Annotated in this window: 19 protein-coding genes; 9 read left to right on the forward strand and 10 right to left on the reverse strand. The window is 63.3% G+C overall.

Annotation, left to right across the window (positions count from 1 at the left end; all coding sequences use genetic code 11):
- The first annotated feature begins 206 nt into the window (after positions 1-206).
- The 4 genes from ACP7BX_RS29535 to ACP7BX_RS29550 all read left to right on the forward strand — a co-directional run bounded on the left by ACP7BX_RS29535 (position 207) and on the right by ACP7BX_RS29550 (position 4,339).
- Positions 207-797 (forward strand): antibiotic biosynthesis monooxygenase, encoded by a 591-nt coding sequence (locus ACP7BX_RS29535; RefSeq protein WP_426132136.1) that lies wholly within the window; start codon positions 207-209, stop codon positions 795-797.
- Positions 794-2,632: an amidohydrolase gene (locus ACP7BX_RS29540; RefSeq protein WP_033897152.1), complete on the forward strand. Its 1,839-nt coding sequence runs from the start codon at positions 794-796 to the stop codon at positions 2,630-2,632. The genes ACP7BX_RS29535 and ACP7BX_RS29540 overlap by 4 nt, the downstream gene beginning before the upstream one ends.
- Positions 2,633-2,660: 28 nt before the next feature.
- Positions 2,661-3,275 carry an isochorismate family cysteine hydrolase YcaC gene (ycaC, locus tag ACP7BX_RS29545; RefSeq protein ID WP_016980087.1) on the forward strand — a complete coding sequence of 205 codons (615 nt, stop codon included), beginning with the start codon at positions 2,661-2,663 and terminating at the stop codon, positions 3,273-3,275.
- Between the two features lie 182 nt (positions 3,276-3,457).
- Complete coding sequence (locus ACP7BX_RS29550; RefSeq protein WP_033897153.1) at positions 3,458-4,339, forward strand: LysR family transcriptional regulator; 882 nt, start codon at positions 3,458-3,460, stop codon at positions 4,337-4,339.
- Here ACP7BX_RS29550 and ACP7BX_RS29555 read toward each other — a convergent pair.
- Together ACP7BX_RS29555 and ACP7BX_RS29560 are read right to left on the reverse strand one after the other, a co-directional pair.
- Positions 4,326-5,363, reverse strand: a complete 1,038-nt coding sequence (locus ACP7BX_RS29555; protein ID WP_426132137.1) for an AraC family transcriptional regulator ligand-binding domain-containing protein — start codon at positions 5,361-5,363, stop codon at positions 4,326-4,328. The two genes, ACP7BX_RS29550 and ACP7BX_RS29555, sit on opposite strands and share 14 nt — an antisense overlap.
- 1 nt (position 5,364) lies before the next feature.
- Positions 5,365-6,279 (reverse strand): GGDEF domain-containing protein, encoded by a 915-nt coding sequence (locus ACP7BX_RS29560; RefSeq protein WP_426132138.1) that lies wholly within the window; start codon positions 6,277-6,279, stop codon positions 5,365-5,367.
- Positions 6,280-6,668: 389 nt separating this feature from the next.
- Between ACP7BX_RS29560 and ACP7BX_RS29565 the strand changes: the two genes are divergently transcribed.
- Genes ACP7BX_RS29565 through ACP7BX_RS29585 form a run of 5 tightly spaced genes read left to right on the forward strand, consistent with a single transcriptional unit; the run spans position 6,669 to position 13,038 of the window.
- Entirely contained in the window at positions 6,669-9,182 is a 2,514-nt protein-coding gene (locus ACP7BX_RS29565) for a TonB-dependent receptor (RefSeq protein ID WP_426132139.1), read from the forward strand.
- Positions 9,183-9,206: 24 nt separating this feature from the next.
- Positions 9,207-11,072, forward strand: coding sequence for a phytase (locus ACP7BX_RS29570; protein WP_426132140.1), 1,866 nt, complete (start codon positions 9,207-9,209; stop codon positions 11,070-11,072).
- Positions 11,073-11,119: 47 nt separating this feature from the next.
- Positions 11,120-11,812 (forward strand): protein TolQ, encoded by a 693-nt coding sequence (gene tolQ, locus ACP7BX_RS29575; protein WP_426132141.1) that lies wholly within the window; start codon positions 11,120-11,122, stop codon positions 11,810-11,812.
- A 15-nt stretch (positions 11,813-11,827) separates the two neighbouring features.
- Positions 11,828-12,274: a protein TolR gene (tolR, locus tag ACP7BX_RS29580; protein WP_016980081.1), complete on the forward strand. Its 447-nt coding sequence runs from the start codon at positions 11,828-11,830 to the stop codon at positions 12,272-12,274.
- Positions 12,271-13,038 carry an energy transducer TonB gene (locus tag ACP7BX_RS29585; RefSeq protein ID WP_426132142.1) on the forward strand — a complete coding sequence of 256 codons (768 nt, stop codon included), beginning with the start codon at positions 12,271-12,273 and terminating at the stop codon, positions 13,036-13,038. Before tolR ends, ACP7BX_RS29585 begins: the two co-directional genes overlap by 4 nt.
- Before the next feature lie 7 nt (positions 13,039-13,045).
- Here the strand turns inward: ACP7BX_RS29585 and ACP7BX_RS29590 are convergent, their stop codons facing one another.
- The 8 genes from ACP7BX_RS29590 to ACP7BX_RS29625 all read right to left on the reverse strand — a co-directional run bounded on the left by ACP7BX_RS29590 (position 13,046) and on the right by ACP7BX_RS29625 (position 22,805).
- A complete protein-coding gene (locus ACP7BX_RS29590; RefSeq protein WP_177111438.1) occupies positions 13,046-13,987 on the reverse strand; it encodes a D-isomer specific 2-hydroxyacid dehydrogenase family protein in 942 nt (313 codons plus the stop codon).
- Positions 13,984-15,153, reverse strand: a complete 1,170-nt coding sequence (locus tag ACP7BX_RS29595) for an acyl-CoA dehydrogenase family protein (RefSeq protein ID WP_426132143.1) — start codon at positions 15,151-15,153, stop codon at positions 13,984-13,986. Before ACP7BX_RS29595 ends, ACP7BX_RS29590 begins: the two co-directional genes overlap by 4 nt.
- A 125-nt stretch (positions 15,154-15,278) precedes the next feature.
- Positions 15,279-15,962 carry a peroxiredoxin-like family protein gene (locus ACP7BX_RS29600; protein ID WP_426131956.1) on the reverse strand — a complete coding sequence of 228 codons (684 nt, stop codon included), beginning with the start codon at positions 15,960-15,962 and terminating at the stop codon, positions 15,279-15,281.
- Entirely contained in the window at positions 15,959-17,308 is a 1,350-nt protein-coding gene (locus ACP7BX_RS29605) for an LLM class flavin-dependent oxidoreductase (RefSeq protein WP_426131954.1), read from the reverse strand. Before ACP7BX_RS29605 ends, ACP7BX_RS29600 begins: the two co-directional genes overlap by 4 nt.
- Before the next feature lie 13 nt (positions 17,309-17,321).
- Positions 17,322-18,296, reverse strand: a complete 975-nt coding sequence (locus tag ACP7BX_RS29610) for an ABC transporter substrate-binding protein (RefSeq protein WP_033897165.1) — start codon at positions 18,294-18,296, stop codon at positions 17,322-17,324.
- A gap of 156 nt (positions 18,297-18,452) precedes the next feature.
- A complete protein-coding gene (locus ACP7BX_RS29615) occupies positions 18,453-18,818 on the reverse strand; it encodes a ferredoxin family protein (RefSeq protein WP_314535328.1) in 366 nt (121 codons plus the stop codon).
- Positions 18,815-20,341 (reverse strand): FAD-binding protein, encoded by a 1,527-nt coding sequence (locus ACP7BX_RS29620; RefSeq protein ID WP_426131951.1) that lies wholly within the window; start codon positions 20,339-20,341, stop codon positions 18,815-18,817. Before ACP7BX_RS29620 ends, ACP7BX_RS29615 begins: the two co-directional genes overlap by 4 nt.
- 10 nt (positions 20,342-20,351) lie before the next feature.
- Positions 20,352-22,805, reverse strand: a complete 2,454-nt coding sequence (locus tag ACP7BX_RS29625) for a TonB-dependent receptor plug domain-containing protein (protein ID WP_426131949.1) — start codon at positions 22,803-22,805, stop codon at positions 20,352-20,354.
- Between the last annotated feature and the right edge of the window lie 76 nt (positions 22,806-22,881).

A 22,881-nucleotide genomic window follows, 5' to 3' on the forward strand; every position in this document is an offset into this window, starting at 1 on the left:
AGTGTTGGGGCAAGAGCCTTTTGGTTACTTTTGGGCTCTTTTCAAAAGTGACCCGCCGTAAGGGCGGAACCAATACCAGCCGTTACCCAAATAACGGATATGTACTCAACCCAACCCAACCCCAAACAGCACGTACATCCAATTTTCCCCACCCCAACCCCCGCAAACTCCCTCATCGCTGAAATATCAAGGCAGAGGGACACCCCATGGACCCAGCAACAAAGCCAGCCCCCGACGAAGTCGTCACCCTGGTAGTCAAACACCTCATCAAACCAGGCCGAGAAGCCGACTACGAAGCCTGGCTACGCCGCATCGTACGCATCGCCGGCGACCGCCCAGGCCACCTCGGTGTCGACGTGGTGCGCGGCAAGCAAGGCAACCTTGCGCTGTTCACCTGCGTATTACGCTACCGCTCCACCGACGACCTCGAAACCTGGCTCGACTCCCCCGAACGCAAAACCCTGATCGCCGAAGCCACCCCCATGCTCGCCGACGGCGACAACACCGAAATCGGTGCGGTCAACGAATTCTGGTTCAACCCCATAACCGAAAACGCCGCCAAGCCGCCACGCTGGAAGCAGGCCGTGGTCACCCTGTTCGTGATCCTGCCGCTGACCCTGCTGGTGCCGATCATCTGGGGCCCGGTGCTGCGCCTGCACCCGTTCCTCTCCAATTACGTGGTCGCCACCTTCCTGATCACCCTGACCATCGTTCTGCTGGTGGTCTACCTGCTGATGCCGGCCGCCACCCGCCTGTTCGCCCCCTGGCTTGAAGCCTCTGCAAAGGAAACCCTATGAACGCCGATCTGATTCTGTTCAATGGCCAGTTCCACACCGTGGACCGTGAAAACCCCCGTGCCACCGCCGTTGCCATTCACCAGGGGCGCTTTGTCGCCGTGGGCACCGACGGCGAGGCCATGGCCCTGCGCGGCAGTGGCACCCAGGTTATCGACCTCAAGGGCCGCACCGTCATCCCCGGTCTCAACGACTCGCACTTGCACCTGATCCGTGGTGGGCTGAACTACAACCTCGAACTGCGTTGGGAAGGCGTGCCGTCCCTGGCCGATGCCTTGCGCATGCTCAAGGACCAGGCGGACCGTACGCCGACGCCGCAATGGGTCCGCGTGGTCGGTGGCTGGAACGAATTCCAGTTCGCCGAAAAGCGCATGCCCACCCTGGAAGAGCTCAACCAGGCCGCACCGGACACCCCGGTGTTCGTGCTGCACCTGTACGACCGCGCCTTGCTCAACCGCGCCGCCCTGCGCGTGGCCGGCTACACCAAGGACACGCCGAACCCGCCGGGCGGCGAGATTGTGCGGGACAGCAACGGCAATCCCACCGGCATGCTGGTGGCGCGTCCCAACGCGATGATCCTGTATTCGACCCTGGCCAAAGGCCCCAAACTGCCCCTGGAATATCAGGTCAATTCCACCCGCCAGTTCATGCGTGAACTCAATCGCCTGGGCCTGACCAGCGCCATCGATGCCGGCGGTGGTTTCCAGAATTACCCCGATGACTACGCGGTGATCGAGCAGTTGGCCAAGGACGAACAGTTGACGGTGCGCATCGCCTACAACCTGTTCACCCAGAAGCCCAAGGAAGAACTCAGCGACTTCAAGAACTGGACCGGCAGCGTCACCCTGCACCAGGGCGATGACTACCTGCGCCACAACGGCGCGGGCGAGATGCTGGTGTTCTCGGCGGCGGATTTCGAGGACTTTCTGGAGCCGCGTCCGGACCTGCCGTTGACCATGGAGCAGGAACTCGAGCCGGTGGTGCGCCACCTGGTGGAGCAGCGCTGGCCGTTCCGTTTGCACGCGACCTATGACGAGTCCATCTCGCGCATGCTCGACGTGTTCGAGAAGGTCAACCGCGACATTCCGTTCAATGGCTTGCCGTGGTTCTTCGACCACGCTGAAACCATCACGCCGAAAAATATCGAGCGGGTGCGTGCCCTCGGCGGTGGCATTGCGATCCAGGACCGCATGGCGTTCCAGGGTGAGTACTTCGTCGAGCGTTACGGCGCCAAGGCGGCCGAAGCCACGCCGCCGATCAAGCGCATGCTTGCCGAAGGCGTGCCGGTCGGCGCGGGCACCGATGCGACGCGGGTGTCGAGCTACAACCCGTGGACTTCGCTGTACTGGATGGTCAGCGGTCGCACCGTTGGCGGCCTGGAGCTGCACGCCGAAGGCCTGCCGCGCCTCACTGCGTTGGAACTGTTCACCCATGGCAGCGCCTGGTTTTCGTCCGAGCAGGGCAAGAAGGGCCAGATCAAGGTCGGCCAGCTGGCGGACGTGGCCGCGCTGTCGGCGGACTTCTTCAGTGTCGATGAAGAAGCCATCAAGTGGATCGAATCGGTACTCACCGTGGTCGGCGGCAAGGTGGTCTACGGCGCCGGTGACTTCGAAGATTTCGCACCGCCCCGCGTGCCGGTGCTGCCGGACTGGTCGCCGGTGGTCAAGGTGCCGGGTCATTGGCGCCCGAGTTCGCCGTTGCAGGCTCAAGTTCACCAATGCAGCGGCCCGTGTGGCGTGCATGCCCACGGCCACGAAAAAGCGCGGCTCTCCAGCGTGCCGGTCAGCGACTTCCAGGGATTCTGGGGTGCGTTTGGCTGTTCGTGCTTTGCTTTCTGATTTCCCATCCCCCGTAAGGAGTTGAACCATGGCTAGCCCTCGTTTGAACAAAGATGACGCCGTTGTACTGTTGGTCGACCACCAGACTGGCCTGATCTCCCTGGTACAGGATTTCTCACCCAACGAATTCAAGAACAACGTCCTGGCCCTCGCCGATGTGGCGAAGTTCTTCAACCTGCCGACCATCCTCACCACCAGCTTCGAAAGCGGTCCCAACGGCCCACTGGTGCCCGAGCTCAAAGAGCTGTTCCCGGACGCGCCGTACATCGCCCGCCCTGGCCAGATCAACGCCTGGGACAACGAAGATTTCGTCAAGGCCGTCAAGGCCACCGGCCGCAAGCAGATCATCATCGCCGGTGTGGTGACCGATGTGTGCGTGGCGTTCCCGACGCTCTGCGCGCTGGAAGAGGGCTTTGAAGTGTTCGTGGTCACCGATGCCTCGGGCACCTTCAACGAAACCGTGCAACAAGCGGCCTGGGCACGCATGACCGCTGCCGGTGCGCAACTGGTGAACTGGTTCGCGGTTGCCTGCGAATTGCAGCGCGACTGGCGCAACGACATGGAAGGCCTGGCCAACCTGCTGTCGCCGCGTATTCCCAACTACCGCAACCTGATGAACAGCTACTCGGCGTTTACCAAGTAACCCACCCGAAAAACACCGCAAAACCCTGTGGGAGCCGGGCTTGCCCGCGATGGCGGTGTGTCAGTCGACAGAAATGTTGGCTGGTACACCGCTATCGCAGACAAGCCAGCTCCCACATTTTGCTTTGTGGTGTTGCGACTAACCGGTTATACAACCGCATAAATGTCCACCGAGAAGCGACAATGAACCCCTTCGAAGACATGCGCCTGTTCTGCCAGGTCATGGAGTCCGGCAGTTTCACTGCCGCCGCCGAACAGTTGGGCCTGTCCAAGCAGTTCGTCAGCCGCCGCCTGATCCAGCTGGAAGACCGCCTCGGCGTGCGTCTGCTCAATCGCTCCACACGCCGCCTGGATGTCACCCCACTCGGCCAGAGTTACTACGAGTCCGCCTTGCGCCTGCTCGGTGAAGTCGAGCAAGTGGAGCAGGGCATCGCCGGGCAGAACAGCGAGCCCCGTGGCACCCTCCGCCTCAGCGCGCCGTTGTCGTTTGCCATGGCCCACCTGGGCTGCCTGTTGCCGCTGTTTCTGCAGCGCCATCCCCAGGTGTCGGTGGAGGTCGATTTGAGCGACCGCCCCGTGGACCTGATCGGCGAAGGCTACGACCTGGTGCTGCGCATCGGCACCCTGGAAGATTCCACCTTGATTGCCCGCCGTATCGCCAGCATCCCACGGGTGTATTGCGCGAGCCCCGACTACCTGGCCCTGCGCGGTACGCCGCAGAAACCGGAAGACCTTGCCGACCACGACTGCCTGCCCTACGGCCATGGCCGCCAGGTGCAATGGCGTTTTAAGGGTAAGGTGCAGGCGCTGAATGTGAGCGGGCGTATGCGCGTGAACAACGGCGACTTGCTGCGCGACACCGCCATCGCCGGCTTGGGTGTGACCTACCTGCCGACCTTTATCGTCGGCGATGCCTTGAAGGATGGCCGCCTGGTCACCGTCCTCGACGAGTTCGCCCCCGAAGCGCTGACATTGTCGGCGGTGTACCCGCAACACCGGCAAAGCTCGCGGCCGGTGCAGGCGCTGGTGGAGTTCCTGCGTGAACGCCTGGCTAGCGGCTGTTGAACAGCTGGCGGATCAGGTTGGGCGTGCTGCCGGTCCAGCGCTTGAATGAGCGGCGAAAGTTCGCAGCGTCGTTGAAGTTAAGGTACGCCGCCACTTCGTCATTGCTGTAGCCCTTGACCTGATACAGGCGCAGCGCCACTTGCTTGCGCACACGGTCGACCTGCTGCTGAAAACCGGTGTCGTGCTTGTGCAGCTTGCGCTTGAGGGTCGCGGGGCTCATGGCGAAAGCGTGCGCGGCTTGTTCCAGGCTCGGGGGTTGACGCACCTGCTCGCGCAGATAGTCGTAGAGACAATCCAGAAAACTGCCGGTGAAACCCAGCTGTTCGATCTGCTCGCGCGCTTGTTGGCGCGCCACCTGGCCGGCGGTGGCCGAGGCGCCCGGCCAGGCACGGGTGAGGTATTGGCGGGGGATGCTCAGCATGTCCAGCGGTCGCTCGAAACGCGTGTCTTCCCCCAAGTTCACCCAGTATTGCTCGACATAGCGCGGCTCAGCATGACTGAAGCTGGCCGTCCATGGCAGGCGCTCGCCACTGAGCCATTGGCTCATGGCAACCAGTGAGGTCATGCTGGCTTCCAGCATGAAGCGCCAGTGTTCACCGGCACCGCAACTGTCCAGCCAGTACAGGTAGGCGTGGTGCTCATCCAGTTCCAGTTGCAGGGTGACCAGCGGGCTGAGCAGCACCTGTTGCTGGATCAGGATGTCGAGTGCCTGGTGCAGGTTCTGTGCATGGCCCAACGCGTGACTGGCGGCGCCGTAATAGCCGGGCAACAGGCGTTGGCCAAACAGGAAGCTGCTGTCGTCGGCGTCGAGCAGTTTTCGGCTGTTGCCGATCAAACCGAGGAACTGCTGCGGGCTCAGCCGCGCCGTGCCGGCCAGGATGTCTTCGTGGAACAAGCCGGTGCCGCGCAGCAGGCGGTGGCTGTCGATGTCCCGGGACAGAGCCAGGTCGATCAGCGTGGCCGGTTGGTAGTGCCCAGGAATGAAGCGACTGTCCGCTTCATACCAGCTGGTTTTGACGGCCATCTCAGGCACTTTTCGCCAGGGGATGCTTGGCCCTGGCCAAGGCCAGGTTGAGGCGTTTGAGCAGGTCGTGGGGCGGCTCGTCCAGGGCCATGACCACGGCGGTGGTCGCCGCCAGTTGCAGGCGCTCACCGTGCAGTCGGGTCTTGTGGGCCAGGCCGCGTACGGCCTGCTGCAACTCCAGCGCCAGCTCCTTGGCCTGGCGCTCGCCGGTGTTGGGCAACAGCACCACGAACCGGTCACCGGCCAGGCGGCACAGCAGGTCCTGGCGGCGCAGGTTGAGCAGCAGCAAATGGCTGAGCGCCTGCAACACCGCATCGCCTTCGGCATGCCCGTAGGCCTGGTTGATGGCGGCGAAGTTGTCCAGGTCCAGGGCCAGCAGCGACAGCGGTTGTTGCTGCGCGTGGCTGTCGTGCAGGCTGTCGGCCAACTGGCGCTTGAGGTAGTCGGCACCGGCCAGCGGCGTGAGTTTGTCGAACAGCCGATGTTCGCGGAACAACCGCTCGCGCTTTTCCATCTGCGCGCTGATCGCCAGTTGTTCGCGGTGCCAGTGGTAGATGCCGATGGTCAGCAGGATCATGCCCACCGGCATCGGCCCGGACTCCAGCCAGTGATCCCAGGTGATGCTGTCGGGCAGGCGGATGAACTCATCGAGGCTGTCGATCCACCAGGAGAAAAATATGCACGACAGGCCCAGCGCCAGGTAGTTGGTGACGCGCCCGGCAGGGCGGCTTTTCAGCACCAGGCCCAGCCACACCAACGCCAACAGCGCAGAGCCGCCTTCGCCGAAGATATCCAGCCACACCCATTCGCTGAAGCTCTTAAGCTCGCCACAGGCCAAGTGCAGGATCAGCCCGAGGTTGGCGGCGACCAGCAACAGGGAGAGTTTCCAGCGGTGGGGTTTGAGCACGGAAAACATGGCCGCGAGTCCTTGGGCAAAAAAGCGATGGGCGCCAGCACAGCAGATGGATGTGACGGTTGCGTGACGGTGGGGAGGGGTCGAATCAGCTCATGGCATACACACAATCTCCTGCCAAACACAAAACAAATGTGGGAGCGGGCTTGCTCGCGAATACGGTGGATCAGCCACACATGTGCTAGCTGCAATACCGCATTCGCGAGCAAGCCCGCTCCCACATTTTGATCGAGGTCATTTCAGCTCATTTGTTCACCGGAACAAGCTAAAAACCCCGGTTTACGTGGCTTTGCGCCAACCCCTGTCACAGAACCGTCATCCCCCACCCCTAGCGTGCCCTCCCAGTTGCCGGGCCTCTTGCCTGGCGCCAATGGATTCTTGGGGAGGATTGCATGTACAAGCGCACCGGGCTCGTCGGCTTCACGCTTACTGCCTTGGCCCTGGCGATGGCCAGCGAGCGGCTTTGGGCGACCGACGTGGCCAACACCGAGCACGTCGAAGTGGTCGGCCAGGCGGCAGCCATTGATCAGGCGCTCAAGGAGCAACGCAGCGCCGACAGCATCAAGAGCGTGGTGCATGCCGACGGCGTGGCCCAGTTGCCGGATGAAAACGTCGCGGAAGCGGCGCAGCGCCTGCCGGGTATCAGCGTGGAGCGCGACCAGGGCGAAGGGCGTTTTGTCAGCGTGCGCGGCCTCGGCCCGGACCTCAACAGCGTGACCATCAACGGCACCCTGGTGCCCGCCCCGGAAAGCGCACGCCGCGCGGTGGCCCTCGATGTGTTGCCTTCGGAGCTGGTGCAGTCGCTGTCGGTGATCAAGACCCTCACCCCGGACATGGACGCCAACTCCCTGGGCGGCACCGTCGATGTGCAAAGCCTGTCGGCCTTCGACCACAAGGGCCTGTTCTACACCGGCAGCACCGAGGCCAGCTACGACAAGAACACCAGCCAGACCAGCCCCAAGTTTTCCGGCGCCGCCAGTAACCGTTTCAGCCTCGGCGACGGTATCGACAACTTCGGCGTGGCCGCCGCGCTGAGTTGGCAGAAGCGTGACTTCGGCTCGGACAACGTCGAAACCGGCGGCGCCTGGGATTTCACCAATGGCGCCAAGCTCAATGAATTCGAGCAACGCGACTACGACATCAGCCGCGAACGTGCCGGTGGCGGCCTGAACTTCGACTACAAGCCCGATGACCTCAGCAGCTACTACCTGCGCACCCTCTACAGCCGCTACAAAGACACCGAGACCCGCAACTCCACCAGCCTCGAATTTGCCGACCCGCTGGCCGCCGGCGAACTGGGCGATGCCGAGGCCAAGCGCAAGCTGAAGAACCGCGAAGAAACCCAGGAGATCCAGTCCTACGTATTCGGCGGCGAGCGCATGCTCGGCCTGTGGACCCTGAGCGGTCAGGCCGGCTACAGCCAGTCCAGCGAAGACAGCCCGGCGCACATCGCCGGTGCCACCTTCGACGGCGGCGACTTTGCCAACAGCGGCTTCTATGACAAGGACAAGCCACGCCCGATCATTGGCAGCGGCTTCTACGACGCGCGCAACTTCACCCTCGACAAGGTCGACTGGGAAAAACAGAACACTAAAGACACCGAGAAAAACCTGCGCCTGGACCTGGCCCGCGACTACGACCTGAGCGGCTATGCCTCCCAGGTGAAGTTCGGCGGCAAGGTCAGTCGTCGCAACAAGGACAACGACCTGGAGGCCTGGGTCTACAAAGACTTCGACACCCTCGGTTTTAGCGCCGACCAGCTCAACCTCAGCCAATTCCAGAAGGGCAACGTCGACTATCGCCTGGGCAACTACGGGCCGGGCATCAGCCCCAGCAGCATCAAGCAGCTGATCGGCAGCCTCAACGCTGCGGACTTCTATGACGAGACCGAATCCCGGGTCAACGACTTCACCATCCGTGAAGACATCAACGCCGGCTACCTGATGAACACCGTTGATATCGACGACTGGCGCTTCATCGCCGGCCTGCGTTACGAGGGCACCGAGTTCGAAGCCAAGGGGACTGGCGCCACCGATGGTGTGTTCACGCCCACCGAGACCAAGCGCCGTTATCACCACTGGCTGCCGGGCCTGCATGCGCGCTACCAGATCGATAAGAACACCCAGGTGCGTGCGGCCTGGACCAAATCGGTAGTGCGCCCGACCTTCGGCCAGTTGGCGCCGGGGTTCGTGATCGACGATGACGAAGCCACTTTTGGCAACCCGGACCTCAAGCCCCTGGAATCGAGCAACCTGGACCTGGGCATCGAACATTTCATGGGCCGCGCCGGCACCGTATCGGCATTCGTGTTCTACAAGGACATCAAGAACTTCGTCTACAACACCGACCTGGCCGGCACCGGGGCCTGGACTAACTTTTCCGAAGCGCATACCTACGCCAACGGCGACAGCGCCAAGCTCTATGGCCTGGAACTGGCCTACTCACAGAAATTCGATTGGCTGCCGGCACCGTGGAACGGCCTGCTGGTCGGTGCCAACACCACGTTCAGCCGTTCCAGTGCTGACATTGAAGGCTTCGACAGCGCCAGCGGCGCGAATCGCAAGCGCAACATCAGCCTGCCCAATCAGTCGGACACCGTCGGCAACCTGATGCTCGGTTGGGAAAATGACAAGCTCAGCCTGCGTCTCTCGGCCAACTACAAATCGGCCTACCTCTTTGAGCTGGCCTCGATCAACGACAAGGCCCACGACCTGCACGTCGACGCCCAGACCTTCGTCGATTTCAGCGCGCGCTATTCGCTGACCAAGAACCTGCAAGTCAGCTTCGAGGCCCAGAACCTTACCGATGAGTCCTACTTCGTCTACACCGGCCACCGCAGCTACAACGGCCAGTACGAAGAGTACGGCCCGACCTACAAGCTGGGCCTGACCTTCACCCATTTCTGATTGACCCAAGGATTTTGATTGTTCATGAGAATTTCCAAGCTGTACCTGCTGATCGCGTTGGCCGCTTGCTCGCCGGTCATGGCCGCTGACCTGGCGCTGACGCCTTGGGCGCCGAGCCTGAATGCGCAGGCGGTGGCTTTTGTGCCGGGTCGCACTGAACGCGTGGCCACCAGCACCCGCGACGGCCTGCAACTGCTCGACCATCAAGGTGCTGAACTGGCCCGCTTCAAAGGCAATTTCAGCAGCCTCGACACCCGTTCCACCGGCACCCAGGTGCTGGTGGCCAGCCTCGACAACGATCGCCAGCAAGCGCTGTTGGTGAGCCTTGATGCCGCGACTAAAACCTTTGGCAAACCGCTGTACCTGCCCACCCGCGACTACCCGGTCAATGGCCTGTGCCTGTTCCGCGACGCAGCCGCCAACCTGTTTGTATTCCTGGTGGGGGAAGAGGGCAAGGGCGAGCAATGGCTGGTGGGCAATGGTTCGACGCTGTTAAACAACCCTCAGCGCGTGCGCGGTTTGCCGCTGCCGCCGTCGGCACAGTTCTGCCAGGTGGATGATGCGACCCAGCAGTTGCTGGTCAATGAAGAAAACGTCGGCTGGTGGGCCTACCCGGCGCACCCGGAGGCGGAGGTGAAACGCACGCCGGTGGCACTGTTCGACAACCCCAAACGCGAGGCCGGCGCCATGGCGCTGGTGCCGGGCGGGGTGGTGGCGCTGGACCCGAAGACCGCCCAATTGCATCTGTTCCAGCAAACCGGCGAGCGTTGGGTCGAACAGGGCAGCCTGACGCTGCCAGGCTTGAAAGAGCCGGAGCAACTGAGCGTCAACGGCCAGCAGGTGCTGGTACGGGATGACGACACCGGAAAACTCTACCAGGGCGCGCTCGACTGGAAGCCCAAGCCTGTGGCCGCCGAGCCGGTATTGCCGGAAGTCGCCGCCCTGCGTCAGACCGACCCGGTCGGTCGCCAGGGGGATGCGGCGGATGACCCGGCGATCTGGATTCACCCCGAACAACCGGCCAAAAGCCGCGTGCTCGGCACCAACAAAAAGCAGGGCCTGCTGGCCTATGACCTCGACGGCAAGCTGCTGCAGGAACTGGCGGTCGGCCGCCTGAATAACGTCGATGTGCGCCCCAATTTCAAGCTCGGCGCGCAAACAGTTGACCTGGCCGTGGCGAGCAATCGCGATCACAACAGCCTGAGCCTGTTCAGCATCGACCGCCAGAGCGGCGAACTGCGCGAAGCCGGTGAAGTGCCGACGCCGCTCAAGGAAATCTACGGCATCTGCCTGTTCCAGCCTGCCAGCGGTGAGATCTACGCGATCGCCAATGGCAAGGACGGCACCTTTGTGCAATACCGCCTGAGTGCGCCGGATGGCCGGGTGCAGGGCGAGCTGGTGCGCCAGTTCAAAGTCGACAGCCAACCCGAGGGCTGTGTGGCCGATGACCAGCGCCAGCGCCTGTTCATTGGTGAAGAAGACGTCGGCGTCTGGGCGGTGGATGCGCGTGCTGACCAACCGGCCACGCTCACCAGCGTGATCAAGGTCGGCCCGCAGTTGCATGCGGATGTCGAGGGCCTGGCGCTGTACCAGAGCAATGAACGCGACTACCTGGTGATCTCCAGCCAAGGCAATGACAGCTACCTGGTGTTGGATACCGAGCCACCGTTCGCCACCCACGGCGCCTTTCGTGTCGGCCTGAATGCGGCAGCGGGGATTGATGGTGCTTCGGAAACCGATGGCCTGGAAGTCACCGCCATCAACCTCGGCGGGCCCTGGAGCAAGGGCCTGCTGGTGGTGCAGGACGGCCGCAAACGCATGCCCGAGCAGACCCAGAACTTCAAGTTCGTGCCGTGGGCAGACGTGACCCGCGCACTGAAATTGCCGTGAGTCGTCATCACCCGGTCATCACTTTTTAATCGAATAGGGAACCCACTATGCACGCGACGATGGAACATATGACGATCTGGGGTTTGATCAGTGACGCCAGCCTGTTGGTCAAGGCGGTGATGGTGACGTTGCTGCTGGCCTCCTTGCTCAGCTGGTACCTGATCATCCAGCGCGCCAGCGTGTTGCGCCGCCTGGAGCGCCAGTTGAAGGGCTTTGTGCTGCGCTTTCGTAGCGCTGCGGACTTGCAGCCGCTGTACCGCGAAACCCTGCAGGCGGGCGAGGGCGGCATTGCGCCGATCTTTATCGCTGGGGTGCAGGAATACCAGCACCTGCACGGCAACGATCCGGCCGTGCTGGAGGGGGTCGAGCGCGCGTTGCAGGTGGCGATCACCGAGCAGGAAATCGAGCTGGAAAAGGGCCTGCAATTTCTGGCGACCGTGGGTTCGGTCAGCCCCTACATCGGCCTGTTCGGCACTGTGTGGGGCATCATGAATTCCTTTATCGGCTTGTCCCAAGTGCAGCAGGCCACGCTGTCCACCGTGGCGCCGGGCATCGCTGAAGCACTGATCGCCACCGCCATTGGCTTGTTTGCGGCCATCCCGGCGGTGATTGCCTACAACCGTTTCGCCGCACGTGGCCAGACTCTGCTGACCCGCTACTACGCCTTCGGCAACGAGCTGCAAGTACGCCTGCACCGCAACTTGCGCGGTACGCCGATCAACCTGGCCGTGGCCGCCTGAGCAAGGAGCAAACCGATGTTGACCAGGCCGCAACGCAAGCACGGGCCCAAGGCCGAGATGAACGTGGTGCCTTATATCGACGTGATGCTGGTGCTGCTGGTGATCTTCATGGTCACCGCGCCGATGCTGACCCAAGGCGTAAAAATCGAGCTGCCCAAGGTCGCCGCCGAGGCCTTGGCCACCGACACCCGCCAACAGATCCTCACGCTGTCAGTGAAGGCCGACGGCGGCTACTACTGGAACCTGGGCGGCGAACTCGACACCACCCACCAGACCGACAGCGCCGTGACCCTCGACGAAATGGGCGCCAAGGTCATGCAGGTGGTGGCGGCGCGCAGCGACACCCAGGTGTATATCCGCGCCGACGACAACGCGGGCTACGGCCGGGTCGTGGCGGCCATGGCGGTGTTGCAGAAGGGCGGTGTCAGCAATCTGGGGTTGGTGACCGAGGCCCCGCAATGACGGCGATGATCATGCACAGTCCGATGCTGGCGGTGGCACCTGGGGAGCCTTCCGGGTTCTGGAGAAACGGCGTGGCGGCCAGCCTCGCGGTGGCGCTGCATGTGGGCGTCCTGGCGGCGCTGATGCTGGGCGGGTCGACAGATAGACCGCCGATGGAAACGCCGAGGGTGATGCATACCCAGTTGGTGATGATACCGCCAGCGCCGACGCCAGCTCCCGTGCCTGAGCCTGTGGCCGTCGCAGCGCCTGCGCCGGAGCCTGTGGTGGTTCCCGTGCCGGCGAAACCGGTGATCGATCCACAGATCCAGGCACAAAAACTGGAAAAAGCCGCGTTGGCGCGCAAGCGGGTCGAGGAAAAGAAGCTGGAACAGCAACAGGAACGCCTGGCCACTGAACAGCGCAATCGCGAGCTGGAACAGCAGCGCCTGGCCCAGGAGCGCCTCGCTGCGGAACGCGCGCGCCCCGCAGCACCGGCCGCCGCGCCGGCCTTCGACAGCCGCCAGTACCAACCCTTGAGCAAAGAGGCGCCAGACTATCCGGAGCGTGCCCTGGACAAAAACATCGAAGGCGATTGTTCGGTGGAGTACACCGTCAACACCCAAGGGCGTGTCGAAAACCCCAAGGTGCTGGACGGCTGCCATCCGTTGTTCATGCGGCCTTCACTGGCGGCGGCGAATACCTTTCGCTACCAGCCGAGGATCGTCGATGGAAAGCCCGTGCCGGTGCCGGCAGTGCGCAATACCTTCCACTACCGCATCAAGTAGACGGCGATCAATTGGCGCGGTTGTAGAGCTCAACATTGGCGACATACCGCTCCAGATTGGCCAAAAACGTCTCGGCAATCTCCTCCTTGCTGTTGGTCGAAATGGCCGAGGTATGCGGTGACAACCGCACACGCGGATGGCTGTACAACCGATGCCCATCCGGCAGCGGCTCCGGCTCGGTCACATCCAGCGATGCCAGTCCGATCTGCCCATTGTCCAGTGCTTCCAACAGCGCCTCCTGATCCAGCAAACCACCCCGCGCGATATTGATCAGGTGCAACCCCGGCTTGGCGCTGCCCAGCACGTCACGGTTGATGAGCTGCCGCGTGGACTCGGTCAGCGGTGCCGCGATCACCAGGTGATCGGCGCGGGCGAACAGGTCGTGGATGTCCTGGGCGGCGTCCACGTCCGCGCTGAACGGCGCCTGGCTTTGGCGCAGCGCTACGACCTTGATCCCCAGGGCCAGGGCTTTTTGCGCGAGGCGCTCGCCTATCGCACCAAAGCCCAGGATGCCCAGGGTGGTGCCCTTCAGTGGACGCAACGCGGTGAAATTCCACTGCGAATCCTTTACCCAGATGTCCGGCAAATGCTTGGAGGCGGCAAAGATCGCGGCCAAGGCAAACTCGGCCAGGTTGTCAGCGGCACTGCCACGGGAGGTGGTCACCGGCGGGCCGTTGAACAGCCACTGCGGGTAGAAATCGATGCCCGACGACACCAGGTGCACCCATTGCGCGCCGTACGGCCAACCCGGTGGCGGGGTGTCCGGCGCGGTGTAGCCGCGCACATTGATCGGGCGCAGCAGCAGGATATTTGCCTGGGGCGGCAGGTCGCTCGGTACGCCAACGGGCACGCCGATTACCTGGGCCTCGGGATGGATCTTTGCCAGGCGCTCGCGAATCACTTCATTGAAATCTTCGTCCAGCTGGCTGGCGATAATCACCTGACTCATGTGCGTTCCTTCTGGCGTTGGGCGAAGACGGCTTTGCCGACGCCTTGCAATACGGCGTCGTTCTGCGGGGTATGTACGCGGCTGCACAGCACGTCGCGGTAATGCCGTTGCAACGGGCTATGGCGCGACAGGCCGGGGTTGCCCGAGGCTTCGATGGCCAGCTCCACGGCGCGGATCGCATTGTGGGTCACCAGGTACTTCAACTGCGCCGCATTGGCGGCGGGGGTGTGGCCTTCGGCGGCAGCGTCGAGCAGGCTACGGTTGGCGAACAGCAGGGTGTCGATATGGCCGACGGTTTCCTGGAAGCGCGGCAGGGTCGACAGCGCAGCACCGAGGTTGGACGGCGCGCGTTCTTCCAGCCAGTTCACCAGCCAGTCCCGCGCAGCCTGGGCGACGGCGTCGTATACCGAGGACAACAACACCGACATCCACTGGAAACCTTCGCCATCCAGCTCCGGCGACGGCGCGCTCCAGGGGCTGACGCTGACGGCGTGGTCCAGCGGCACCAGCACGTTGTCGAGCACCACTTCATGGCTACAGGTGGCGCGCATGCCCAGGTGGTCCCAGGTGTCGATGATGGTCACGCCGGAACTGTTTTTGGGCACCAGCCAGGCGCCTACCAGGGGGTCGGCATCGTCACTGCGGCCCCACACGCTGAACCAGCTCAGGCCGTGGCTGCCGGTGGAGTAGATCTTGCGGCCGCTGATGCGCCAACCCTCGGCGGTGCGCACCGCAGTGGTCGCCGGCAGGCCGCCACGGGCCGGGGTGCCAAGGTCGGGTTCGACGCGCAGGGCGTTGATCAGTGCGCCGTTGCGCACGGCGTCTTCGGCCACTTGGGTGCGCAGGTGGGCGGGCCAGGTCTTGCTGTCTTGCAGGCGCGTGTGCTGCAGGTACTGCATCACCAGGATCAGCGCGGTGGACGGCTCGCCCTTGGCAATCGCACTGATGGCCTTGCGCGCCTGTGGCAGGCTGGCACCGCCGCCGCCCAGGGCCTTCGGCACGGTAAGGGCGACCAGGCCATGCTGGTGCAGTAACTGGAAGTTGGCATGGGGGAAGGCGCCGCTTTCGTCATAGACGTGCGCGGTGCTGGCCAGCTCGGTGGTGAGGTGTTCGAGCAGGGCGTCGAAATTGGCGACTTCGACGGAGCGTAGAGACGGTTGGGTCATGGAAATGTACTCGGTCAAAAAATGTGGGAGCTGGCTTGCCTGCGATGGCGGTGTATCAGTTGACACATTTCTCACTGATACACCGCCATCGCAGGCAAGCCAGCTCCCACAGGGATTGGGGTGGGTCAGATGGCTAGGCGTACGGGCTGCTCGGCGAGTAAGCGCTCGACTGCCTGCAACACTGGCTCAGCCTCCGTGCGCACCAACCAATCCGGGCTCACCTGCACAAACGCCACCGTGCCGTCCTTGGCAATCACCACCACCGTCGGTTGCGGCAACTCCCACGTGCCGGTGCCGGTGGTCTCGCCAATGCTGTTGCCTTTGGCCAACGCGGCATTACGCGACGCTTCGTCAAAGCTGTAGAGAATGCCCAGGCGTCGGCCGAGGTTGTTGTCGGGGTCACTGGCCACCAGCAACTGCAGGTTATGACGGGTCTTGATCTCCACCAGGCGCTCCGGCACCTGCGGGCTCACCGCTACCAGCGGCACACCGAGTTCGCGCAAGCGTGGGTAGAGTTTGCGCTCGTAATAGGGCAGGGCGATGTTGCAGGCCGGGCAGCCGGCAAAGCGGAAGAACACCAGCACTGCCGGGCCGTCGGCCAGCAGCAGCTCACGGTTCAACTCGCCGCCTTCTACAGTGAGCAGGGTGAACGGGTCCAGTTCGTCGCCCACCTGTACGTAGTCGTCGGGTCGCGCTTCATCCACCAGGCGCTGGCGCTGGTCGATATTGATCTTCAGCGACTCTGGCGCCCAGGTCGCAACGCGCTCGGCGTGCAGGTCGGCCAACTGACGGTTGAGGGATTCACTCATGCCAGCGCCTCCTGCTGCTCTTCAACCTCGGCGGCGACGCTGTAGCGGTTGACCGGCACCGCCAGGCCCAGGTTGTCACGCAGGGTCTGGCCGCTGTAGTCGGTGCGGAACAGGCCGCGTTGCTGCAACAGCGGCACCACCAGATCGGTGAAGTACTGCAAGCCATCCGGCAGGACCGAATTGATGATGAAACCATCGCTGGCGCCGGTTTCGAACCAGGTCTGGAGCGCATCGGCGACTTGCTCCGGGGTGCCGACAAAATCGCGTTTGGGTCGCGAGAAGCGCAGGGCCACTTCACGCAGGGTCAGGCCTTCGTCCTTGGCCAGTTGCTTGATGCGGTCGGAACCGCCTTTCTGGCTGTTGGAGCCGAGGTCACCGAGTTCCGGGAACGGTGCGTCCAAGGGGTACTTGCTGAAGTCGTGGTCGTTGAATGGGCGGCCGAGGGCGACGATCGCATCCTCTACGGTGACCAGGTCCACGGCCTGCTGATAACGGCTTTCCACTTCGGCCTGGTCGCGGCCGACAATCGGGCGGATACCTGGCAGGATCGACAGGCTGTTGGCGTCGCGCCCAAAGCCTTTGGCGCGGCGCTTCAGGTCTTGGGCATAGGCCAGGCCTTCCTCGATGCTGTCCACATGCACAAAGATCGCGTCGGAGTTTTCTGCGGCGAAGTTGCGGCCATCTTCGGAGGTGCCGGCCTGGAAAATCACCGGCTGGCCCTGACGTGAACGCGCGATATTCAGCGGGCCTTTTACCGAGAAGAACTCGCCCTTGTGGTTCAGCGCATGCAGCTTGCTAGGGGTGAAGAACTCGCCGGATTGCTTGTTGTAGGCAAAGGCGTCGTCTTCCCAGGAATCCCACAGGCCCTTGACCGCGTTCACGTGTTCCTTGGCGATGCGGTAGCGCACGGCATGGGGTGGGTGCTCGGCCTTGCCGAAGTTGTCGGCGGTGCCGCTCAGCCAAGAGGTGACCACGTTCCAGCCAGCGCGGCCGCCGCTGATATGGTCCAGGGACGAGAACTGGCGCGCCACCTGGTAGGGCTCGGTGTAGCTGACGGTCACGGTCGCCACCAGGCCGATGTGCGTGGTGATTGCCGCCAGGGCCGAGAGAATGGTCAGCGGCTCGAAACGGTTGAGGTAATGCGGGCTGGATTTGGCGTGGATATGCAGGCTGTCGGCGATGAACACGAAGTCGAACTTGGCGGCTTCGGCCAGTTCAGTCTGCTGTTTGTAGAAACCAAAGCTGGTGCTGGCGTTGGGTTGGGCGTTCGGGTGGCGCCATTCGCCCCAGCCGTGACCGACACCGTGGACCATTGCACCCAATTTTAAATGGCGTGGCTTGCTCATGTTCTGCTCCTGATTAGCGCGAGGCTTGGGAAAGGGGGACACGCTTGGCGTTGAAGCTCTTGTCGAAGCCCTGTGACACGTCGATATGCTTGAGCAACAGGCCTTCTTTTTGGTAGGTGTCGGCGGTCGCTTGCAGGCCGCTGATGACCGCGTCGTCGATGGCGACTGGGGTCAGGTGGGTGTCCTTGGCGACTTCCACATGCACGGCCAGCGGCAGGCCGGTGATCTTGGCCTGGGCGGCAGCGTATTCATTGGGGTGCACGTTGGCCCAGGCATAGGCGCGATCAAGACGGGCGACAAAGTCATCCAGTTGCGCGCGCTTGTCGGCGATAGCCTGGCTGGTAGCCGCGAGGTACAGGTGATTGCTCAACAGCTTGTTGCCGCTGATCAGCACGCGGGCCTGGCTTTGCGAGGTGACCACGGTGGTATACGGGTCCCAGGTGGCCCAGGCATCGGCGGTGCCGTTATCCAGCACCAGGCGCGACTCGCTCGGCAGCAGGAAAATGAATTGCACATCCTGGGTGGTCAGCCCGGCGGTGGCCAGGGCCTTGATCGCCAGGTAATGGCCGATGGAACCGCGCCCGGTGACGATTTTCTTGCCCTTGAGGTCGGCGACGGTTTTGATCGGCGAGTCCTTGGGCACCAGTACGGCCGTGGTGTTTCGGCCTTCGGCGTGAATGATGCTGACCACCTTGAGCGACGCGCCGGCCCCCAGAGCGAACACGTAGGGCGCGTCACCGAGGGCGCCGATGTCCACGGCGCCGGCGTTCAGGGCTTCGCCCAGCGGCGAGGCAGAAGGGAACTCCGACCATTGGATCTGGTAGGGCACATTCTTGGCTTCGCCGGAGACTTCCAGCAGCGCCTTGATCGTGGATTTCTGATTGGCCACGCGCAGCGGTTGCAGGTCGGCGGCATGGCTGCTGCCGATCAGGCCGAAGGCGAGGGCGGTGCCCAGGAGCAGGCGCTTGAAGGGGGTGGTAAAGACCATGGGATACAGGCTCCAGGCAGATCAAGAAGGGGTTCGTTTACCTCCGCCTGGAGAAGGGGTCGGTGAGTGAGTTAACGTTATTCCCATAAAAACCCACTGTGAAGTTCTTTTTGGTTATATGTTAATTATCAAAATAATTCATTATGAGTAGATTGATTATTCGCTAATTGCATTTGCTGATGAGGTGCGGGCGAGCGCGAAGATGCCATCCATGCGCCAGTGCTCGTTGCGATGGGCAGGATCATCGGCCCATTCGTCCCACCCGGAGTCGCGGCGGTATTGGCCGAGCAAGCCGGCTTCACGCACTGCCACGGGGTCAGGATGACGCAGGTGTTCGACGTCCGGGTCGACGTACAGCGCGTCACTGCTGCAATACAGCTCGCACATGAAGCAGGTCTGGCAGGCGTGTTGGTCAGCAATCAGCGGTTTGCCTGTGGTGTCGGCGGCCAGCACATTGGTGGGGCACACCGCGACGCATTGGCCGCAGCCGTTGCACAGGTCGGAGTAGATCAGTTCGATCATTGGGGTTGGCCTAGATGGATTGAGTCAAAGCGCGCCTGTATCTGCTCCACACCCGACAGCCGCAGATGCGCGTCGTACTGCGAGCGCTGCCCAGGGGTGTCGCTACGCTGATGCATCCCACGGCTCTCCTTGCGCAGCGCCGCCGCGGTGTAGCACCAGCGCGCAGTGGCGGCCATGGCGGCGGTTTCGCGGGCGCGCAGGGGGTTGCCGGTGAGGGGCGTGGATTGCAACTGGTCCCAGACGTTATCGAGTTCACGCAACGAATGCTCCAGTTGATGGCCGCTGCGAAACAGGTTCTTGTCCAATGGATGCACTTCGGCCTGGATACGTTGGACCAGCTCTGCGCTGCCCCCCGAGGCACCCTCGAACCCGCGTAGCGCGCCGTGATACGCGGCCTTCTGCCGTGCCAGTCGCGCGGCTCCACGCCCGGCCCATTGCCCGGTCGACAGGGCCCACGCCGAGTTCTGCGCACCGCCGCCGGAGGTGGCGCCGGCAATCGGTTCACGGCTGGCAGCATCACCGGCAGCGAAGACGCCGGGCACGCTGGTCTGGCAGTCGTCATCCACCAGTCTCAATCCGCCAACGCCGCGAATGGTGCCCTCGGGATGCAGGGTCACGGCAAATCGCTCGCGGTAAGGATCAACCCCGCGTCGGTCAAACGGCAGCATCAAGTTCGGCTGGATACTCGGCAGTTGCGCGCGGATGTCCGCAGGGACCCGATTCAAGCGGCAATACACCGGGCCATTGAGCAGTGCCTTGGCCAGGTCCTCGGTAAAACTCGGGCCGCCATTGATGCCCAACGGACGATCCGCCGCATCGAAGTACTCACCAAAGCTGTACACCATCGAACGGGTCATGCTGCTGCCGGCCGCCGCGATGCAGTAGTAGTTGGAGAACTCCATGCCCGAGAGTTCGGCGCCGGCTTCGGCCGCCATCAGGTAACCGTCGCCGGTGTTGGTGTGGCTGCCCAGCAAGCGGGAGAGGAACGCACACCCTCCGGTGGCGAGCACCACGGCGCCGGAGCGGATCAACCAGTCGCCGCCGGCCTGGCGTCGCCAGCCACGGGCACCGACGACGCTGCCGTGGTCGTCGCGCAGCAGTTCCAGGGCGGGATGGTGATCGAGAATCTTCACGCCGCTGTCCAGCACCCGACGGCGTAGGCCGCGCAGGTATTCCGGGCCGCGCAGGCCACGGTATTGGGTCTGGCCCTGTTCGTTTTGTGGGAAGGCGTAGTAGTCGCTCAAGCCTGGCAGGCTGGTCCAGGTGGTCTCGATGGCGCGGGCCATCCAGCGTGCATCCGCCAGACCGTAGGCGGTGCCCAGGCGTTTGTCGATGGCGGCTTCGCGGGCGCCGGGTGGCACCCACCAATGGCCAGGCCCGGCGGTGGCGGTGACGCCGCTGGTGCCGCAGTAACCTTTGTCTACCAGGATCACGCTCACGCCTTCGCGTGCAGCGGCGATGGCGGCCCAGGTGCCGGCCAATCCACCGCCGACAATCAATACGTCACAGCTCAATTCAGTCATCGCCCAGGCCTCAGAAGTTGTACGCCAGGCGCGTGTAGTAATACGCGCCGCCAAAGCCGAAGGGCGAGAACTGCCCGTATTCGTAACCACCAGCCCAGTCCTTGATGCCTTTTTTGTCGGGGTAGACGTCGAACAGGTTGTTGGCGCCCAGGGCGATGGTGAAGTGCTGGTTGATGTCGTAGGCGGCGTCGATATCGCTGATCCACTTGGCGCTGAACGTGCGGTCGTTGATCGGGTTGTTGTCGCCTTCGGTGTAGCTGCCGAAGCGGGTCAGGGCCAGGTTGAGGGTGTAGGCGGTGACTTTCCAGTTGGCCGCCAGGATCAATTTGGATTGCGGTGTGGCGACGGTCAGGTCCTTTTGCAGGCGGCGGTCGAAAATCTGGTAGTTGGCGCCCAGGCCGGCCAGCGCGGGCGGGGTGTCCTGGAGTTTTTCGATCTTGGTCTGGTTCCAGTTGTACGCAAGGCTCCAGCGCACTTGGCCGTACTGGTCCAGTTGTTGGCGGTATTCGTTGATGATGTCGACGCCACGGGTGCGGGTGTCCACCGCGTTGGTGTAGTACTGCGCGTACAACCCGGGCGACAGGCCGTTGGCGACCAGCACCTGTGACACCGCCGGCCCGCCGAGCAGGCTGGTGGACACTATGCGGTCGCGGATGCCGATCTGGTACAGATCGGTGGTCAACCGGTAGTTCTGCGTGGGTTCGTAGGTGAAGCCGAAGCTGTAGTTCAGCGACTTCTCCGGCTTGAGTTTTTCTGCGCCCAACGCCTGGGCTTCAGGCGTGTCCACCGGCAACACTTTGACCGGCACCGAGACCTGCTGGCCGTTGACCACGCCGCCGGAGGTAAAGGTGGATGACGCGTAAATCGTCTGCGCCAGCGAGGGCGCACGGAAGCCGTTGTTGATCGTGCCGCGCAGGGCAAACTCAGGCGTGAGCTTGAAGCGTGTCGACAACTTGCCGCTCCAGGTGCTGCCGATGTCCTGGGTGTAGCGCTCGTAGCGCGCAGCGGCGCCGACGTACCAGCGGTCGGTCACGTCCAGGCCCAGGTCGACATAGCTGGCGACGTTGCTGCGGCTGATCTCCCCGGCATCCGCTGTGCTGGTGCCGTTGTACGAGGCCAGCCCCGGCAGCGGCGTCTGCCCGGCGAACGGGCCGCTCGGCAGCACGTAGTTGCCGGGCGTATAGGACGCATAGTCACCGGCTTCGATCTGGTACTTCTCCCAGCGATACTCAAAGCCGAACGCGGTTTGCAGCGGGTGGGCAAGGCCGATATCAAAGCGGCGGCTGAGGTCCAGGTTGTTGGTCCACTGGTCGAAGATCTGCGAGGCCAGGTTGAACGAGGTTGGGCTGGTGGGGCCCCAGGACGGGTTCAGCGTGTTGTTGGCATTGAGCGTGGAGTCGTCTTCGCCCCAGGTCGAGCTGATGTCGTAATCCCAACCGCCGACCAGGCCCTTGAAGCCGCCAGCGACCTGGAAGTCCTTGGTGCGGTTGCGTCGTTGCGCGTGTATGCCGTCGGGGTAGGGTGTGTTCGGGTCGCCGGCGAGGGAGGTGATTTCGTTGGGGCGGTAGTTGCCGGTGACCTTGGTGGTTTCCAGGTAGCTGGCGGTGGAGAACGAGTAGAACTTGAGGTCGTCCTGCAGCGGCAGTTCCAGGTTATAGCTGGCGTTGGTGACCTTCTCGCGGCCCAGGCCATAGCTGGGGTTCCAGCCGTGGCGGTTGACGGTCTGGTCGCGGCTGTCGGGTGCGGCGGCGCTGCCGTACAGGCGCCCGGTGGCGCTGCCGGTACGGTCGAAGGGTTCCTGTTCTTTGCTGTCCAGCGCCAGGTTGGCGAAACCGTCGTTGGGCAGCGCCAGGCCGTAGTTGACGGTCTGGTGCACGGTGTCGCCGTCGCCCGCACCGTAGCGGCCGAACGAGGTTTCGGCGCTGCCACCGCTGTCGTTTTCCTTGAGGATGATGTTGATCACCCCGGCGATTGCATCCGAGCCGTACTGGGCGGAGGCGCCGTCGCGCAACACTTCGATATGGTCGATGGCCGACACCGGGATCAGGTCCAGGTTGACCGGCACCGCCGCCGTACCGATGCGCGCGAGGTTGTTGATCAGCGCGGTGTTGTGGCGGCGCTTGCCGTTGACCAGCACCAGTACCTGGTCACCGGAAAGCCCGCGCATGGTCACGCCGCGGACCGACCATGAGGTGCCACCGCCGTTGATCGCCGGCAGGTTGAACGACGGCAACAGACGCGCCAGCAGTTCCTTGAGGCCGACCTTGCCACTGGCTTGCAGCTGCTCGGCGCTGATCACGTCGATGGGCGAGGGGCTGTCGGCGAGGGTGCGGGCCTGGTTGCCTCGGTTGCCGGTGACGACGACCGTGCCGAGGGTTTTGTCGGGGTCTTCGGCTTGGGCCGGGAAGTTGATGGCGAGCAGGCTCAGCGCTGCTGCGCAATAGTGAAAGCGCGATGGAGGCATGGGACTATTTCCGAAGGACGAGAGAGCGCCGCCGACCCTTTGTGGGAGCGGGCAAGCCCGCTCCCACAGGGGATCT

The sequence above is a fragment of the Pseudomonas sp. DWP3-1-3b3 genome (assembly GCF_049896305.1).
GTDB lineage: Bacteria > Pseudomonadota > Gammaproteobacteria > Pseudomonadales > Pseudomonadaceae > Aquipseudomonas > Aquipseudomonas azotoformans_A.

Excerpts from the sequence above, each read along its gene's own strand:
- ACP7BX_RS29540 (WP_033897152.1), top strand. The coding sequence starts at position 794 with ATGAACGCCGATCTGATTCTGTTCAATGGCCAGTTCCACACCGTGGAC.
- ycaC (WP_016980087.1), top strand. The coding sequence starts at position 2,661 with ATGGCTAGCCCTCGTTTGAACAAAGATGACGCCGTTGTACTGTTGGTC.
- ACP7BX_RS29565 (WP_426132139.1), top strand. The coding sequence starts at position 6,669 with ATGTACAAGCGCACCGGGCTCGTCGGCTTCACGCTTACTGCCTTGGCC.
- ACP7BX_RS29610 (WP_033897165.1), bottom strand. The coding sequence starts at position 18,296 with ATGGTCTTTACCACCCCCTTCAAGCGCCTGCTCCTGGGCACCGCCCTC.
- ACP7BX_RS29615 (WP_314535328.1), bottom strand. The coding sequence starts at position 18,818 with ATGATCGAACTGATCTACTCCGACCTGTGCAACGGCTGCGGCCAATGC.
- ACP7BX_RS29625 (WP_426131949.1), bottom strand. The coding sequence starts at position 22,805 with ATGCCTCCATCGCGCTTTCACTATTGCGCAGCAGCGCTGAGCCTGCTC.
- ACP7BX_RS29590 (WP_177111438.1), bottom strand. The coding sequence starts at position 13,987 with ATGAGTCAGGTGATTATCGCCAGCCAGCTGGACGAAGATTTCAATGAA.
- ACP7BX_RS29570 (WP_426132140.1), top strand. The coding sequence starts at position 9,207 with ATGAGAATTTCCAAGCTGTACCTGCTGATCGCGTTGGCCGCTTGCTCG.
- ACP7BX_RS29535 (WP_426132136.1), top strand. The coding sequence starts at position 207 with ATGGACCCAGCAACAAAGCCAGCCCCCGACGAAGTCGTCACCCTGGTA.
- ACP7BX_RS29595 (WP_426132143.1), bottom strand. The coding sequence starts at position 15,153 with ATGACCCAACCGTCTCTACGCTCCGTCGAAGTCGCCAATTTCGACGCC.
- ACP7BX_RS29605 (WP_426131954.1), bottom strand. The coding sequence starts at position 17,308 with ATGAGCAAGCCACGCCATTTAAAATTGGGTGCAATGGTCCACGGTGTC.
- ACP7BX_RS29550 (WP_033897153.1), top strand. The coding sequence starts at position 3,458 with ATGAACCCCTTCGAAGACATGCGCCTGTTCTGCCAGGTCATGGAGTCC.
- tolQ (WP_426132141.1), top strand. The coding sequence starts at position 11,120 with ATGCACGCGACGATGGAACATATGACGATCTGGGGTTTGATCAGTGAC.
- ACP7BX_RS29600 (WP_426131956.1), bottom strand. The coding sequence starts at position 15,962 with ATGAGTGAATCCCTCAACCGTCAGTTGGCCGACCTGCACGCCGAGCGC.
- ACP7BX_RS29620 (WP_426131951.1), bottom strand. The coding sequence starts at position 20,341 with ATGACTGAATTGAGCTGTGACGTATTGATTGTCGGCGGTGGATTGGCC.
- ACP7BX_RS29555 (WP_426132137.1), bottom strand. The coding sequence starts at position 5,363 with ATGGCCGTCAAAACCAGCTGGTATGAAGCGGACAGTCGCTTCATTCCT.
- tolR (WP_016980081.1), top strand. The coding sequence starts at position 11,828 with ATGTTGACCAGGCCGCAACGCAAGCACGGGCCCAAGGCCGAGATGAAC.
- ACP7BX_RS29585 (WP_426132142.1), top strand. The coding sequence starts at position 12,271 with ATGACGGCGATGATCATGCACAGTCCGATGCTGGCGGTGGCACCTGGG.
- ACP7BX_RS29560 (WP_426132138.1), bottom strand. The coding sequence starts at position 6,279 with ATGTTTTCCGTGCTCAAACCCCACCGCTGGAAACTCTCCCTGTTGCTG.